17 protein-coding genes and 2 tRNA genes are annotated in these 14,745 nt (G+C 54.8%); 11 read left to right on the forward strand and 8 right to left on the reverse strand.

The features are described 5' to 3' along the window. Nucleotides 1–117 precede the first annotated feature (117 nt). Nucleotides 118–621 (forward strand): DUF1648 domain-containing protein, encoded by a 504-nt coding sequence (locus IPN28_11680; GenBank protein QQS56906.1) that lies wholly within the window; start codon nt 118–120, stop codon nt 619–621. A 21-nt stretch (nt 622–642) separates the two neighbouring features. Here IPN28_11680 and IPN28_11685 read toward each other — a convergent pair whose 3' ends face one another. Further along, nucleotides 643–1,218, reverse strand: a complete 576-nt coding sequence (locus IPN28_11685) for a hypothetical protein (protein QQS56907.1) — start codon at nt 1,216–1,218, stop codon at nt 643–645. Between the two features lie 24 nt (nt 1,219–1,242). Continuing rightward, the gene (locus IPN28_11690) at nt 1,243–1,797 is read right to left on the reverse strand and encodes a hypothetical protein (GenBank protein QQS56908.1); all 555 of its coding nucleotides are present in this window, start codon (nt 1,795–1,797) and stop codon (nt 1,243–1,245) included. 145 nt (nt 1,798–1,942) lie between these two features. On the opposite strand from IPN28_11690, the gene IPN28_11695 reads away from it, so the two are divergent. Both IPN28_11695 and IPN28_11700 read left to right on the forward strand, forming a co-directional pair. Further along, the gene (locus tag IPN28_11695) at nt 1,943–2,473 is read left to right on the forward strand and encodes a hypothetical protein (GenBank protein ID QQS56909.1); all 531 of its coding nucleotides are present in this window, start codon (nt 1,943–1,945) and stop codon (nt 2,471–2,473) included. Nucleotides 2,474–2,542: 69 nt separating this feature from the next. Then, the gene (locus IPN28_11700; GenBank protein ID QQS56910.1) at nt 2,543–3,643 is read left to right on the forward strand and encodes a hypothetical protein; all 1,101 of its coding nucleotides are present in this window, start codon (nt 2,543–2,545) and stop codon (nt 3,641–3,643) included. Nucleotides 3,644–3,653: 10 nt separating this feature from the next. Here IPN28_11700 and IPN28_11705 read toward each other — a convergent pair. The 3 genes from IPN28_11705 to IPN28_11715 form a co-directional block, all read right to left on the reverse strand. Beyond that, nucleotides 3,654–3,728 (reverse strand) — tRNA-Thr (locus tag IPN28_11705). A 114-nt stretch (nt 3,729–3,842) separates the two neighbouring features. Then, entirely contained in the window at nt 3,843–4,187 is a 345-nt protein-coding gene (locus IPN28_11710; protein ID QQS56911.1) for a hypothetical protein, read from the reverse strand. A gap of 81 nt (nt 4,188–4,268) precedes the next feature. Beyond that, nucleotides 4,269–5,318: a dienelactone hydrolase family protein gene (locus IPN28_11715; protein QQS56912.1), complete on the reverse strand. Its 1,050-nt coding sequence runs from the start codon at nt 5,316–5,318 to the stop codon at nt 4,269–4,271. Nucleotides 5,319–5,364: 46 nt separating this feature from the next. Here IPN28_11715 and IPN28_11720 point away from each other — a divergent pair, with 46 nt between their 5' ends. From IPN28_11720 to IPN28_11755, 8 genes are all read left to right on the forward strand, one after another. Beyond that, entirely contained in the window at nt 5,365–5,862 is a 498-nt protein-coding gene (locus tag IPN28_11720; GenBank protein ID QQS56913.1) for a response regulator, read from the forward strand. Between the two features lie 126 nt (nt 5,863–5,988). Next, a complete protein-coding gene (locus IPN28_11725; protein QQS56914.1) occupies nt 5,989–6,135 on the forward strand; it encodes a hypothetical protein in 147 nt (48 codons plus the stop codon). After that, nucleotides 6,132–6,749: a dCTP deaminase gene (locus tag IPN28_11730; protein ID QQS56915.1), complete on the forward strand. Its 618-nt coding sequence runs from the start codon at nt 6,132–6,134 to the stop codon at nt 6,747–6,749. The genes IPN28_11725 and IPN28_11730 overlap by 4 nt, the downstream gene beginning before the upstream one ends. Before the next feature lie 49 nt (nt 6,750–6,798). Continuing rightward, nucleotides 6,799–8,067 carry a UDP-N-acetylglucosamine 1-carboxyvinyltransferase gene (murA, locus tag IPN28_11735; protein QQS58624.1) on the forward strand — a complete coding sequence of 423 codons (1,269 nt, stop codon included), beginning with the start codon at nt 6,799–6,801 and terminating at the stop codon, nt 8,065–8,067. Between the two features lie 2 nt (nt 8,068–8,069). After that, nucleotides 8,070–8,375, forward strand: a complete 306-nt coding sequence (locus IPN28_11740; protein ID QQS56916.1) for a hypothetical protein — start codon at nt 8,070–8,072, stop codon at nt 8,373–8,375. Nucleotides 8,376–8,813: 438 nt separating this feature from the next. Continuing rightward, nucleotides 8,814–9,551 (forward strand): murein L,D-transpeptidase, encoded by a 738-nt coding sequence (locus IPN28_11745; GenBank protein QQS56917.1) that lies wholly within the window; start codon nt 8,814–8,816, stop codon nt 9,549–9,551. A gap of 79 nt (nt 9,552–9,630) precedes the next feature. Next, nucleotides 9,631–11,964, forward strand: a complete 2,334-nt coding sequence (locus IPN28_11750) for a hypothetical protein (protein QQS56918.1) — start codon at nt 9,631–9,633, stop codon at nt 11,962–11,964. Nucleotides 11,965–11,992: 28 nt separating this feature from the next. After that, entirely contained in the window at nt 11,993–12,202 is a 210-nt protein-coding gene (locus IPN28_11755) for a hypothetical protein (GenBank protein ID QQS56919.1), read from the forward strand. On the opposite strand, the gene IPN28_11760 is transcribed toward IPN28_11755, so the two are convergent. From IPN28_11760 to IPN28_11770, 3 genes are all read right to left on the reverse strand, one after another. Continuing rightward, nucleotides 12,186–13,043, reverse strand: a complete 858-nt coding sequence (locus IPN28_11760; GenBank protein ID QQS56920.1) for a hypothetical protein — start codon at nt 13,041–13,043, stop codon at nt 12,186–12,188. The two genes, IPN28_11755 and IPN28_11760, sit on opposite strands and share 17 nt — an antisense overlap. A gap of 104 nt (nt 13,044–13,147) precedes the next feature. Then, nucleotides 13,148–13,222 (reverse strand) — tRNA-Phe (locus IPN28_11765). A gap of 247 nt (nt 13,223–13,469) precedes the next feature. Further along, a complete protein-coding gene (locus tag IPN28_11770) occupies nt 13,470–14,699 on the reverse strand; it encodes a ribonuclease E/G (protein ID QQS56921.1) in 1,230 nt (409 codons plus the stop codon). Nucleotides 14,700–14,745: the final 46 nt, after the last annotated feature.

A 14,745-nucleotide genomic window follows, 5' to 3' on the forward strand; every position in this document is an offset into this window, starting at 1 on the left:
TAACGGCTTCCCTGAACAAGTCGCTTTTTTGTAAGGCAAAAGCCTATTTCATTTGATCAAACTTATGTAAAATATATATAGTAATACACACGTGCACTTTTTTATATGGTGTAAAAAATGAAAAGGATGTTTGGAATTTTTTCGGTGATCTTCGCCTCTTTGATCGCGCAGAGCCTGTACTACTACCCCCTGCTGCCGGAAACGGTCGCGCAGCATTTTGACAGTCAGGGAAAACCCAACGGCTGGGCCTCCCGCGAGGTGTTTTTTGCCATTTATCTCGGCGTCACCTTTCTGGTGATGGGGATGTTTCTGGTCATCGGCTGTGTTCTGCAAAAAAGCCCGCAATATATGAACATCCCCAACAAGGACCACTGGCTGTCCCCGGAAAACCGCGACGAAACGATTCGGACCATAACGGGCGGAATGGCCTTGATCGGCGGCCTCGCCGGACTTCTTTCTCTGGTCGTAGGGCAATATGCCATCCAGAAAAACCTCACGCCGGGGCCGATCGCGATGGACGCCTATATCCTCTGGCTGGTGCTGGGTTTCGTGGGGATCACTCTGGTCTGGAGCATCTCCGTGACCGTAAAATATATGCGCCCCCCGCCAAAGCACCTCTGAGTTGAGGCATAGGACAGCCTCCTAGAACGCCTCCGGCGGCAGGGTATGAAGATGCTCCCATCCCCGGCCGGGGGGAATCTGGTTCGGATCGAGCGGGCTTAGCGCGGAGACGTCTGAAACCAGACGATCGAGACGGGGCAGGATATCCTGCGCGAACCCGTCCAGGATTTTCTGCACGTTACCCGGCATATCCTCCTGCAGCAACAAGGGATAATTATGCACGACCTCCCGCAGCATCGTCTGCACCTGCGCGAGCAGGGTCAGCACGAAATCGGGATCATCGGAATCAAGCTTGCCTTCCCCGAAAAACTCAAAGGTTTTAGCCGCCTTTAAAACCGGATCGCGCAAGGCATGGGTCAGAATTTGCGAGAGCGCATCCGCAGGCTCGGCCACCGCCCCATTATTCGAGAGAGCGTTAAACGCCTGCAGGCAGGTCGGCGAGGCTGCCGCCTTCATGGCCGCGATCTGCGGTTCGGTAAAATCCCGCACGGAAAGTGTGACCTCAAGATCTTCAAGCCACGCATCGCCCTCGGTCAGGCGGTACATCTCCCGCGCAAGATCATAGACCTGTTCCCGAAGATCAGACGCCATCGGCATGAATCGGCCTTTCAGGAAAAAACATTAAAAAACCTCCGGCGGCAGGGCACGCAAATGCTGCCAATGCTGCGCCTCGGCGATTGTGCCGGGGTCGATGCCCGTCTTGCGGGCCAGATCGTCGATCAGCCCGTCCACCTGCGGCAGAACCTCGGTCCGGTAAGTGGTGATGATCTCGCCAACCGAAGGCGGCATTTCCTTGCCCAAAAGCAGCGGATAATTCTGCACGATATCGCGCAGCGCATAACGGGCACGGACCAGAACGCCAAGAGAGAAATCGGCCTTCACGTCGATCAGGTCGTCGCCCAGAATCTGGATGCTCTGGGCGGAGTTGCGGACCGGATCGGTAAAGGCGTGCGTCAGGTTATAGGAAAGGGACAGGGGAACGGTCCGGCCCTTGCCATCGGTGATATTGGACAGGCAGGTCGGCGTAGCCGCCGCCCCGATGGCCTGCAGCTGCGGCGCATTAAACTGCCGCGCCGAAAAGGCCCGTTCCAGATCGAACCGCCAATCGCCGTCGGCGGACAAATCCCTGAGCTGCAGGTAAAGAGAGGTCGCCTGTTGTTTGAATGCATCTTTCATGCAGAGAAAATAAGGGGAAAAAGTGTAAAAAAGCAAGGTTTGTCTAAAAAACCACTTATATTCCAATAACATTCGGAATACTTTGCCTTCTCTCCCCGAAAATAGCTAAAATAGGAACACAAACAAACAAAGGGACGCGGGTATCATGCGGGATATGTTTACAGAAATGATGGAAGGACTCTCCGACGCCGTCGCGAACGCCGCACCGGATACAAAGGAACACATCCTTTATATAAGCCGGGTTTGGGAGGAGACAGCCAGAGCCGCCGCCGCCATGGAAGTACGGATCGTAGGACAGTATGTTGACAATTACGACCCCCGCGGCAACACCCCCCTGAATACAGTGGTCAATGAAAGCCGCGACAAGCTTGAAACCATGATGAAGATGATCCTCGCCGCCTGTGTGGACGATCCCGGGGAAGGCGGATTTCCGAGCAATTTTATAGAAAAAATCAGATACCTGGCGTCAGAAGACAACGAAGACGTCCTTACACCCGAAATGATCGAGGAGATCAAGGCCTATAGCCAACAGCCCCCGCTGACGAACGACTTCCGCATACCGAAAGGCATTTCTGTTCTCGACGAACAACTGGCTTCTCTGACGCTGCGGGACTTCTCAAGACGGCTGCAACAGGGTTACGACCGGGCGCCGACTTTAGCGCTGGTGCAATCCTAGGATTTTTCGCTGGTGCTGCCGCCTTCACTGAACTGTGATAGGGTAACTCCCATGGGGTACTTTAGATTTATGGACAGTAAGTGGATTCCTTCTATGCTGGAAGGCTGCTTGCGCGTGGGGAATGCAAGATATTACCGCCTTTTGGAACTTGTTTCCGGAGATGAATGGATAGGCGACAAAGCGGAAGCTACTGCCGTGGGAGATACTGGGCCATTGTCCATCACACCAAGCAACAGCGACCCAAAAACTCTCCAAATGTTGGAGGATAACCGCATAGCAAACATTTCCCCTGGATCGTCATTTATTGTTAAAGATGGAGTAAAAATCATCAGTTATGCACACTGTTACATATTCTCTTTTTCAGTAGGAGTTTTAGAAAATTTAAAATCAATCATGTGTGATACTACAAGACCCCAGTATGCATACAATGGTTGCCTAGAAATACTTGATATTGAAGGCCTATGTGAGTGTTTATGGTCAAAAGGTAAAGTTGATGAAAAGCCTCTGCAAGAGTTTTTTACGAAGATGGAGCATGGTGCGGTTAAATATTCAGGGCAATTAAATGATCCATGGTCTGCACCAATTCAAGCAGACCCATTCCTAAAGGCGCAAAAATATACTTCCCAATCAGAATATAGAATAATTTTTCATAGTCGCCCTGAAACTAAAGGGGATCATAAGACGATTTTATTTCCCGATGTTGATAAGTTTTTTAGAATAGCTTTTCAAGATTTAACCTCTTCACCGCCCTCAAAGAAATCGCAGAAAAGAACAAAAAAAGAAACTGTTACCCATCTCGCTAATATTCAAAAAATTATGAAAAAACAAAGTGATAAAGAATCGCAACTTTTTATAGACCGTCATGATAATGCACTAGAAGAAAGTGCCCGTATGCGAGCAGAATTTAACGAAGAGTTCGTTGCACATCATCTGCGCCCGCTTATTGAGGCTTATTGGGCTCTTCGGTCCCATCACCCTTCCGAAGAGTTGGACCGTGCGCTTGATCCATATCTATTATCATCCCAACTTTACCTGCCGCTTTCAGAATATTTATTCGGCCCAAATTATATGTCTTGGGATAATGAATATATGTGGGAAAGTATGAAAAAAAACACGCCAGAGCCATGTCTATTTGAGCAGCTTATTAATGATAAAACTGTTCTTGATTAATATTATCAACTGGTGCTGCCGCCGAGGATTGAACTCGGGACCTCGTCATTACCAATGACGCGCTCTACCACTGAGCTACGGCAGCCCGCAGGGGGCATGAAAACCCGCAAAAAGTGGAGGAAACCTACCCAATAAATCCCCCCCTGTCATCTGTTTTTTTGGCCGCGCCCCTCAGCCGCGGATAAGAAGCGGCGCAGGCCTAATTCATGTCGGGATCGGCAGGCCCGCGGCGCAACGCATCCTGCGGCCGGTCGATAATCCGCTGCGGCAGGCGGCCCCAGACAATCGCCAGCTCCTCGACCGCGTGAGTGATCGCCGCCGGATCATTATCGTTCACCCCGCCCTTCGTATGCTTCAGGTACCCCGACACCAGCCCGTCCGCCAGCGCCAGCCGCGCATGTTCCACCGGCGTCCCCGGCGGCAGGCGCGAAGGGTCGATATCCGGCAGGGTCTGCAGACTCGCCGCCGCACCGAGCAGCCCCACGCTCTTGCAGAACGCGAGGAACAAATTCGGCTGGGACAGAGGAAGTCTTTTGGCGCTCATGATCGTCACCCGGGAATCGTGTCTGAAGAGCCTTGAGTATTAACGAAATCATCGCGGAAAGCAAATCGCGGCCCCGCGCCGTCATGGCCCCGCCAGAAACGCCAGCGCCCGCTCATAGGCCTCCGCCCCGGCTCCGCCGTGTCCTTCCACCCACGCGCCCTTGTCGCTGCACGCCCCGATGACTGCGGACAAATTGCGCCCCGAAAGCACCTGCCCGGAAGAAAGCTCGACAAACCGCCCGTCCGCCTGCTCCGCGATCCGGCAATCGCGCGGATACGGATACCCGACCGGAAGGCTGAGATCGTGCAGCGCCGGATGCGTGAACCCGTGCCCCTGCCCCGGATAGACGTAAAGATTGAGCGGCGCCTTCGGGCGGACGGCCTTCACCTTCTGCACAAGCGTCTCGCACAAGGCGGCGGGCGTAATCTCGTCCGCCCCGCCGGAGTGAATCTGCACAGGCCGACCGGAGAGCCGCAGATCCTTGAGCGTCAACCCGCACCACGGATAAAACGCCAGATGGGACCGGAACGGATCGTTTTGATAGCCATAGCGGCGGTGGATGGATGGAAAGGCGGAATAAAGCGCGGGCAAAGCGCCCTTCGACAACCCCGCCACCGCGATGCGGTCCCTGTCAATCTCGGGCCACCTCAAAAGATACCGCTGCGCCGCGTAAAGATCATTGAGGATCGAAACCTCGCTCACCGCCATCTGGTCGTCGGTGATTTTATCAATCCCCCGCCCCTTGAAACTGTCCACCAGCAGAATCGCCTGCCCCTGCGCCAGAATCCGCTTGGCGAAATCCCATTCCAGCGACCCGACGCCCAGCGAGCTGTGCAGCACAATCACGGCGGGCACAGGCGCCGCGCCCTTTTGCTGCGGCAAAATAAGGTACCCCCGCCCCTTCACTTGCTTGAGAGTCGGACCGCCCACCTCATCCAGCCAGCGCGGCGATGCCGTGGCAAAGGAAACCCGCTCCGTCCCCGGCGGCTTGCCCGCGCAGGCACAGAGAAAGAGGAGAAGAATGAAAACCGTAAACCGCATAAAAACCTCAACGCAAGACGGCAGCACTATAGAGCGCCTCGCGCCCGAGGCAAGCCCTTCATGAAATTCCTTGCCCCCCTTACCCCCCATGTGCCAGACTCACCCCAAGAGATAAAAACGAAGGGGAGCAACCGCCATGATGGAAAAACTCCACGTTCTGATCGTCGATGACGACCCGAACAACCGCGACCGGATCCGCGACTTCTCCGAAGCCCTGCTCTTTGCCAATGAACTCAACATCGAAACCGTGAACAACGCGCAGCAAGCCCTGCAAAAACTTCAGGGCGTCGGCGGAAATGAGATCGACCTGATCGTCACCGACAACTCCCTGCCCGGCCTTTCGGGCGCCGAAATGGCGCAGCAAATCCGCAAGAATAAATATTTCGGCGGCGTCCCCATCGTCATGTGCACGGGCGACCCGGAATTCGAACGGGTGAAGAAACTCGCCCTCAACAGCGGCGTGAACATGGTCATGCACGTCCCCCACTCCGCCGAGGAACTGCTGGAAACCTATAAAAGCGTCCTGCCCCCCGAGGCCTTCGAGCGCCCCGGCGGCTCCGACTCCAAATCCCACAAGCCCAACATCGTGGACACCCGCGACCCCGACCCCGGCCACCACCCCAAACCCGGCTGACGTCTCTTTCCGGCAACACCTGTAATAAAAGTGCGGGAAAAGACTCCAAAAACCCTTAGTGTCTAGGCTGAAATTCTGTATCCTCAAAGGGATTCTGAAGATCAATTTCGTATCGGTTTCAACCCCATGAAGGCACGGAAATCCGACAGGCTTGAAAAACGGGCGTCCGCTTTGCGCGAAAACCTGCGCCGCCGCAAACCCAAGGACGCCGATCCGGCCAAGCCGACGACGAAGACCAAAGGCAAAAAGACCGGAAAGGAGGACGGATCATGAAGAAAATCCTGAAAAACGCGCAGGCGCAGCAAGAGGCGCAAACCGCGGACCTTTACGCCCCCGGCCTGCTAGCCGACCACCAGATCCGCCATCTGGCCCTGAATGAGGGCATGATCGAGCCGTTCGTCGAAAAACAGAAACGAAACGGCGTGATTTCTTACGGGCTTTCCTCCTACGGCTACGATGCCCGCACCGCCGACGAATTCAAGATTTTTACCAATGTTGACAATGCCTTAGTAGACCCCAAGGACTTCTCGCAGCAGAGTTTTGTTGACAGACGAGTCGATATTTGCGTTATTCCCCCCAACAGTTTTGCGTTGTCCCGGACGGTCGAATACTTCCGTATCCCGAAAGACGTGTTGGTGATCTGCCTGGGGAAAAGCACCTATGCACGCTGTGGATTGATTGTGAACGTCACGCCGCTGGAGCCGGGATGGGAAGGCCATGTGACGCTGGAGATTTCAAACACGACGCCTTTGCCGGCGCGGGTTTATGCGAATGAGGGCATCGCCCAGTTTTTGTTTTTTAAAGGGAGCAGTATCTGTGAAACAAGTTACGCCGACCGCAGCGGAAAATACATGGGACAGCGTGGAGTCACGCTCCCCAAGCTTTAAGGCCGATCCGGCCGCTGCCATCGTCCCGCCGCCCGTTCCGGCCTCCCCGCTGGATAAGATCCGCATTCGTGGCGGCCGCGCCCTGAACGGCGAAATCAGCGTCAGCGGCGCCAAGAACGCAGCTCTGAAACTCATGTCCGCCGCCCTGCTGACCGGAGAATCCCTCTTTCTTGAAAACGCCCCCAACGCCCTGCGCGATATCGCCTCCCAGTCCGACCTGCTTGAATATCTCGGCTGCGCGGTCAAGCGCGAGAGCCGTCTGATGGCCCTCAACGCCAGCACCGTCGACAATTTCACCGCCCCTTATGATTTGGTCCGCAAGATGAGAACCTCAATCCTCGTCCTCGGCCCCCTTCTGGCCCGCTTCGGTCAGGCGAAAGTCTCCCTGCCCGGCGGCTGCGCGATTGGCACACGGCCCGTAGACCTGCACCTCAAGGGTCTTGAGGAAATGGGCGCAATCATCAGCATCGAGGAAGGTTACATCAACGCCAAAGCCCCCGCAGGCGGACTGCAGGGCGCAACCATCCGCTTCCCCAAGGTCTCCGTCGGCGCGACCGAAAACCTGATGATGGCCGCAACCCTTGCAAAAGGCACCACGACCCTCGTCAACGCCGCCCGTGAACCGGAAATCATCGACCTCGGCGAATGCCTCATCAAGATGGGCGCAAAGATCAGCGGCCTGGGCTCCGACACGATCACCATCGAGGGCATCCCGCACCTCTCCGGCGCACGGCATGAAATCCTGCCTGACCGGATCGAGGCCGGAACCTATATCATCGCCGCCGCCATGACCGGCGGGACGGTCCGTCTCAAAAATGCACGCCTGGAACACCTGACCGCCGCGCTCGGCCACCTCTCGCAGGCCGGAATTGAAGTCGACAAGGACCGCGATGCGGTCATCGTCCACCGCAACGGCCACAAGCTGCGCGGCGTCGATATCATGACCGAACCCTATCCGGGCTTCCCCACCGACCTTCAGGCGCAGTTCATGGCCATGCTGACCCTCGCGCAAGGCGCAGGCATGGTGACGGAAACCATCTTCGAGAACCGCTTCATGCACGTCCCCGAACTGGCCCGCATGGGCGCCGATATTACGGTGCAGGGCAACTCGGCGATCATCCGCGGCGTCGAAAAACTCAAGGGCGCCGAAGTCATGGCCACCGACCTGCGCGCCTCCGTCGCCCTCGTCCTCGCCGGACTGGTCGCCGAAGGCACCACGACCGTCAACCGCATCTATCATCTCGAACGCGGCTACGAGGATATCGCCGGCAAGCTCTCCGCTTGCGGCGCGGACATCGAGCGCGTGGGTGGGGAGTAATCATGTCCAGAATTGACGGCGCAGGCGGCCCCGCATGGCCCTCCTCCCTCCCCGAAGATCAGGGTTCTGAGGGCGCAGGAAAATCTGAATTCGACAAGGCTTTGGACCGCCAACAGCAGGGACTTCAGGTGAACCCGCTGGCGCAAACGCCCCCGTCGGAACTGCAAGCCGCAGAAACGGGCGAAGACGACCCCGATAAACGCGTCCAACCCGCGGCAGAATCCGGCGCAGGCGGTAATCAGGACCACGGCAAAGACGACCCGCACGCGGGCCTTGACTGGCGCATTCGTGAACAACTGGGTCTTTAAAAAACTGAAACCCGTCAGGGATCTTTAGGCTCGGCCTCAGGTTCAAGAATCACGGTCGATGTCGGCCCCTGACGCAGGAGAATATCGCGCTGCTCGGCAGGAACTGGCAAAACTGAGGCTTCATGCTGCAATTCCATGAAACGCTTGTGCGCGAAAAGCTTTTCTTCGTTGGTCGTCCCGTAATTCAGATAAGCGGTCGAATACGCGGTCAGCCACGCCGCATTGCCGGGATGCCGATCCGCCCCAGAAGCTTAACGCGCCGATCATAGACGCTGAACGCCAGAGCATTCATCTCCATAAGATCAGACTTGCTAAAACCACTCGTATAAACAATAGACACGCCGCACCCCTTTTTTTATAAAACAACAGTCCTTTCGCATTCTAGCGGCAGGCACTATGAAAAACAAGTTTCCGGCGCTCAAAAAAGCATAAGGCCATATGAAAACCCGCAGCAAAATTGCCCTCGCCCTGCTCCTGCTCGCCCTCCTCGGCGCGGGGTTTTACGCCTATTATGCCATGATCCCCGGCAAGGCGGACCTGAACGAAATCCGCGCCCGCGTCTGGCCGAAACTGCAAAACGAACTCGACGCCTTCGGCCTCGCCCCCGGCGGCCCCCTTTTTATTCGCATCTTCAAACAGGAGAAGGAGCTGGAAATCTGGGGCATAGAAATAAAATCCGCAACGTTCAGGAAATTTAAAACCTACCCGATCTGCACTTACTCCGGCAGTCTCGGCCCCAAACAGCGCGAGGGTGACTTTCAATCGCCGGAGGGATTCTATGATGTAACAAGGGACCGCCTGAACCCGCGCAGCAATTTCCACCTCGCCTTCGATGTCGGCTATCCGAACGCCTATGACAGGGCGCAGGGCCGCACCGGAAGTTTTATCATGGTCCACGGCGCGTGTATGTCCATCGGCTGCTTCGCCATGACGAACGAGGGGATCGAGGAAATCTATCTTCTGGTGGAATCGGCGTTAAACGGCGGGCAAGCCTCCCTCCCCGTCCATATCTTCCCCTTCCGCATGACCGACGAAAACATGAAGGCGCATGAGGGGGATAAATGGATCACCTTCTGGAAAAACCTGAAGGAAGGCTACGATCTGTATGAGACTTCGGGCGAGCCTCCAAAGGCAGAAACTGTGGGGCAGTCATATTCTTTTATCGGACGAATATAGTGGAAAACAAAAAAATTAAATGTTTTCAGATAGATAATATTAAATTTGTCCTCTTTTTGAGGCTATGTTATGGTTTTCTATGGGTTGGCAATCAGTAAGTGATAGGGCTGTTGGCACTGAGTACGAAGCGTCTTCTAAAGAACTGGTTCAAAAAGTCGAGACGCAACTTCAGGCCATAGAGAGATTTCTTGAGGAATCGCGGCAAAGCGCTGCGTCCGATCCGCATCTGGGCGCAATGCGCGCTGACATTGAAAAAACCTATAATCAGGCAAGGCAAAGTCTGGCCTATCTGGGTGAGGAAAGTAACACAGGACAGATCAGCACTTTCCAGCAGATGGGTGGTGTAGCATCGGTGTCACAAGGCCTTTTGCTCGTGGTGGATCCCAGCGATAATCGGGGAACAACAGCAATCAAGGACTATGAGCGTGCACTCAATGTTCCAAACGAAGACGAAGCCAAGGCTATCACCGATCCAGATGCGCTCAAAGCCTATATCTCAGAACGCCGGACAGGATTTGCCAACAGGGTTGATGAGTACACAACCGAAGCATCTCTCAACGCTCGCCTCTCTGAAGCCTCAACCGAGCACTTGAAATCCCGCGCCAACCCCGCCTACACCCCCGATCCCGCCCGCTCCTTCGAGGCAATAGCAGGAGAGGGTGCGGCCGGAAGGCGGATGGTCAGCCTCAACAGTGGCAGCGGCAGCATCGTCAGCCTTGATCCGGTCGACAAAGACGCTTTGGCGATGTACGGCGCACTTGATGCGCTGAAACGCACAGCGCCCTCCAGCCTCGACACGATGAGTCCTGAGCTTGGTAATGAAATTGCCGAAATCAATATGAACGTGGTGGGCCGCGCCCACATAGGAAAATACGGGGATACGTTCAAAATGCGCCCGGGGCAGGATGAAACGATCCAGTCTGGCCCGCAAAATGTCGATCCCCGGGCCATGGTATATTCCGTCGGAAGAACTGCAGGTGTGACCTTCAATCCCCTTGACCCGACGATGAATTACAATGCCATGGGGGACATAATAGAAGGCAGTAAAATGCCCGGAAACACCTACAACCACTACAGCCAGTTCTTTTCCGAAGGAATGAGCGCACAGGGAGATCATACCGCTCAGCGCGGCACGGCGCTTATGGAACTGATGCAGCGCAGCGGCGGAGAACGTGTCCCGTCATCGGAAATCTACCAGACTTTGGGCCTCGACCCCAAAGGCCCGAATTTCTCGGCAACACCGGCCTCAACCAGCCGCAGGATTGAAGAAAATATCAGGGATATCGACAGCAAGGTCGCGCTGCTGGAACAGGTGGTCGCCAACCCCACAGGCGCGGACATTCAGAAAACACTGGCTGAACGGAACATGACAGTGGACAGCCTGCTCGTGGACCTGAAAGAAAATGTCGGCCGCAACCCCTACCAAGGCACAACCGACGCCGAAGCCTATCAAAAATCATACGACGCCGCGAACATCGACCGGCGTGTAGAGGCTTTGCTGGGAGTGCCTATAGACCAATCGCAGAATACACGTTTTAATTCATCCCCGGCTTTACAGGCGCTCAGCCGCAACTTCGAACACTTTCACCCGACGCCCCCGAACCAGACGTCTGTGCCGCAGACAAGGGACGGCGCCAATCAGCTGGGAGAAGCGCTCGAAGCCAGAGGCGGCGCGATTGTCATGGACAACCATCTCAGGCCTGAAGCGGTTAACTTCCTGCGTGACAGCTTGCCCGAAATCGCCAGCCGGGGATCGGCGAAAATCCTGATCGAAAACGCCGACAACACCAGAACAGTGGAAGCAGGCGCCTTGGTCGTGCTCAACCAGAACAACCCTCTCGAACAGTACTACGCAACCGGCGACGCCTCTCACCTGCAGGGTCTCAAATCCTCATACACCGCGCATCTGGAAAATATCGCCGAAAGACGGGCTCTCACACCCGCAGAACAAATTCAACTCGGACAACTGCGGGAACGCGACGCGGCAACCATCAGCCTGATCGAGGAAGCCTATACGCAACACGGGATCAAATGCGAATTCCTCGGCGGACCGCAGGAAGGCAAGGTTATGGAGAATTACGGCCTGGAAGCCCGCGGGGTAAGCACTGATTTCGGATGGGACCAGCAAATCAGGGCCGCCAGAAAAGAAGTAGACCATGTTATCGTCTTCGGCGGAGGCAACCACTTTGCCGAAGACTTGTCGGGCCGCGTTTCAAGCGGGCGCAAACTTCTTGATGAATCGCTCGGTTATCCCACTTTTTCCGCCGGAGACACACAGGGCCGCTTCAAAGGCAATTACCATGTTGATCCCGGCCCCGGCGACCGCTGGGTATCCACTCCCGAAACGCCGGCAGCACCAAAACCATCCCCGACAGCCGAATTTGAACTGCGCGCCGCACCGGGCATGAAATAACCGCGCAAAAACAAACATCATAAATGATATGAAAATGGTGCCCGGCGGGCAGGCCTCCCTCCCCGTCCACATCTTCCCCTTCCGCATGACCGACGAAAACATGAAGGCGCATGAGGGGGATAAATGGATGAATTTCTGGCAAAACCTGAAAGAAGGCTACGATCTCTTTGAATTGACGGGAGAACCGCCGACCGCAGAGCCGCTGGGGGAGAGGTATGGGTTTAGAGGGAGGATTTGAAAATAGACAAAACCCAATCCAAAACCCTTAAAAACCAGTTCCTTGGAGCGGCTTCTTTAAATTCATTAAAGCTAGTATAGAAACTTTTTAATGCAGTTATTTCTTCTTTTCCCTTTTCGTCTTTCTGCGAAACGAACGAAAACTCAATAAATCCCTTAAACTCATAGACTTGTTTGTCAAACGTCCTGACGACCTCCCCCTCAAAATACAACGGGTAATTTCCATCTGTAATAGTTCTAACAGGATTTAAAGAATTTTTAATTACTTCTGAAGGAACAAAATCGATGATAAACCTCCTGACCCCCTTAGGGATGAACCCACTGTTCCCAGGATGGCAAATCCCCTGATTCACTTTATTGGTGCAGTCGTTAAGACTTTTGTGTTTTTCAGTTCCTCGGAAAGCACACTGCTTATGTTCGAAAACCTCCCAAACCCTGCAATCCTGAATGTGACAAGCACAATCAAGTGGTACAGACGTCCCTAGGATAGGCACAGTTTTGCATAATTTATGATTCTTACAAAACTGTTTATTCTTCACAGACAACGGAAACGTCGTAAAATGAAGTTTCCTTAGCTCCACACTCGATTGACCCTTATTTTCGACAAAAATCTTGTCATTTTCCCACAACACGGCGATGGAAACGCTGTTCTCAAGCTCGACTTGCCTGCGGCTTATTTCGTTCTGCCCATAACCCAAATACACCGCAGCCAACAAAGTAAGCGCCAGCAGGACAATTTCAATAACCCTTAAACAATCCTCGCGCCAATATTTGGAAAAACATTTCCAAAAACCACAAGAACTGCATTCTGACTGTGTATTGCTATTATCTCCGTCACTCACAACCTAAACCTATAATCCATAAGGGTTAAACCGCTCTGCATCTGCATCGCAGAAACAAAAATCCACGCAGCACACATCAACACTCAGAAAAGGGAAAACAAAAATGGTGCCCGGGGGCGGGATTGAACCACCGACACAGGGATTTTCAGTCCCCTGCTCTACCGCTGAGCTACCCGGGCATCGGGGAAAAGCGGTCGTAAAGATCGAATACGGCTTATAAAAGAATGGCGCCGCGCTGTAAAGCCGTTTTTGGCCCGCCCCGTGCAAAGCCCCGGAAATCCTAAGGGCCAAGACCCAAAGATTTTATAAAGTCAGCGAAAACACGAGCTTTCGAGAACCGCATCGCAGAATACTTAAGGATATTTGAGAAGCGGAAGCGCAGAAAGGCCGTGTTTGCAGGTCTTTAGAAAAACTTTGGGCTTGGCCCTAGATATTGAAACCCTCTAATCTCTCGGAAAGCGGCGGCGTCCGGCGCTTGCGCGTGACCTCCATAAGCCCGAGGCTGGTCAGCCCGTGAATCTGCACCGTGCAGGGATCGCCGTCGAACGATTTCTCCAGCGCCCGGATCAACTCGTCCTGCTCCTTGCGGCTGTGCATCTTAAGAAAGTCGATGATGATGATCCCCCCAAGATTCCGCAAGCGCACCTGCCGCGCAATTTCCTGCGCCGCCTCCACGTTCACGGCCAGCCGCGAGCGTTTGTCCCCGCCCTTGTTGATGTCGATAGCGGTCAGCGCCACAGTCTCCTGCACGATCAGATTCCCCCCGCCGGGCAAAAGCGCATAATCCTGAAACAACCCCTCGATCTGCCCCAGCACGTCGCGATATTCGAACAGCGCGAGGTCTTTGGCGGCATCCTTCAACTCAATCGGCACCACCCGCGGCACCAGATCGGGCGCGAACACGGAACACCACTCCTCCACCTGCTTGTAATGATCCATGGTCACAACCTCGATCCGCTCGATCGGCTCGACCGCCTTGTCGCTCAAAATCCGCTGAATGGAGTCCGGCCCCGCCATGATGAGCGCGGACTCATTCCCCTCGAAAAACTTTTGCAATTCGCCCCAGATGCTTTTAAGGATTTTCGCCTCCCGCACAATGATATCGGTCTGCAAGTCTGCAGCGGAGGAGCGCAGGATAAACCCCTTCATCCCGTCATCCAGCGCATCCAGCATGGTCTGCAGCGCCTTTCGCATATCCGGCTTGCGGATCCGCGAGGAAATCCGGTTGGCATCCATCATCGGACAATAGATCAGATGCCGCCCCGGAATGGCGATATCCATGCTCATCTGCGCCGATTTCTGTTCGGCCGCCAGTTCGAAATCATGCGTCCGGGGAAGATACGCAGCCTTCGCCTGAACGGCAACCATGTCGCCGGACTTGAACATCTTGCCGATGGCCTGATCCCCGCCCTTGACGATCGCCCCGTCCTTGCCGCGCACCCGCACGTCCTTATTATAGAGAATCCCGTCATAATGCTCGTCGAGTTCGACGAACACCGCATCCAGCCCTGCATCCACGCGCTTGACCTTCGCCCAGTACACGGACCCCCACCGCACGGCCTCATGCGCGGGATCGACCTCAACCCCCTCCAGCCGCCCGTTCACGAGGGCGGCGGACCAGATCCGGTTCTGATATTCTTCGATAAGGATATCCACATCGGGAACTTTCGGGTTGTATCACTGAGAAGAGAGAATACTAAAA

The sequence above is a fragment of the Alphaproteobacteria bacterium genome (genome assembly GCA_016699735.1).
Taxonomy (GTDB): domain Bacteria; phylum Pseudomonadota; class Alphaproteobacteria; order Micavibrionales; family Micavibrionaceae; genus JAGNKE01.

What these genes read in the sequence shown, in the direction of transcription:
- IPN28_11710 (QQS56911.1), bottom strand. Translation starts at nt 4,187, where the DNA reads ATGAGCGCCAAAAGACTTCCTCTGTCCCAGCCGAATTTGTTCCTCGCG.
- IPN28_11750 (QQS56918.1), top strand. Translation starts at nt 9,631, where the DNA reads ATGGGTTGGCAATCAGTAAGTGATAGGGCTGTTGGCACTGAGTACGAA.
- IPN28_11755 (QQS56919.1), top strand. Translation starts at nt 11,993, where the DNA reads ATGAAAATGGTGCCCGGCGGGCAGGCCTCCCTCCCCGTCCACATCTTC.
- IPN28_11695 (QQS56909.1), top strand. Translation starts at nt 1,943, where the DNA reads ATGCGGGATATGTTTACAGAAATGATGGAAGGACTCTCCGACGCCGTC.
- IPN28_11700 (QQS56910.1), top strand. Translation starts at nt 2,543, where the DNA reads ATGGACAGTAAGTGGATTCCTTCTATGCTGGAAGGCTGCTTGCGCGTG.
- IPN28_11725 (QQS56914.1), top strand. Translation starts at nt 5,989, where the DNA reads ATGAAGGCACGGAAATCCGACAGGCTTGAAAAACGGGCGTCCGCTTTG.
- IPN28_11685 (QQS56907.1), bottom strand. Translation starts at nt 1,218, where the DNA reads ATGCCGATGGCGTCTGATCTTCGGGAACAGGTCTATGATCTTGCGCGG.
- IPN28_11680 (QQS56906.1), top strand. Translation starts at nt 118, where the DNA reads ATGAAAAGGATGTTTGGAATTTTTTCGGTGATCTTCGCCTCTTTGATC.
- IPN28_11730 (QQS56915.1), top strand. Translation starts at nt 6,132, where the DNA reads ATGAAGAAAATCCTGAAAAACGCGCAGGCGCAGCAAGAGGCGCAAACC.
- IPN28_11740 (QQS56916.1), top strand. Translation starts at nt 8,070, where the DNA reads ATGTCCAGAATTGACGGCGCAGGCGGCCCCGCATGGCCCTCCTCCCTC.
- IPN28_11715 (QQS56912.1), bottom strand. Translation starts at nt 5,318, where the DNA reads ATGGGGGGTAAGGGGGGCAAGGAATTTCATGAAGGGCTTGCCTCGGGC.
- IPN28_11720 (QQS56913.1), top strand. Translation starts at nt 5,365, where the DNA reads ATGATGGAAAAACTCCACGTTCTGATCGTCGATGACGACCCGAACAAC.
- IPN28_11745 (QQS56917.1), top strand. Translation starts at nt 8,814, where the DNA reads ATGAAAACCCGCAGCAAAATTGCCCTCGCCCTGCTCCTGCTCGCCCTC.
- IPN28_11690 (QQS56908.1), bottom strand. Translation starts at nt 1,797, where the DNA reads ATGAAAGATGCATTCAAACAACAGGCGACCTCTCTTTACCTGCAGCTC.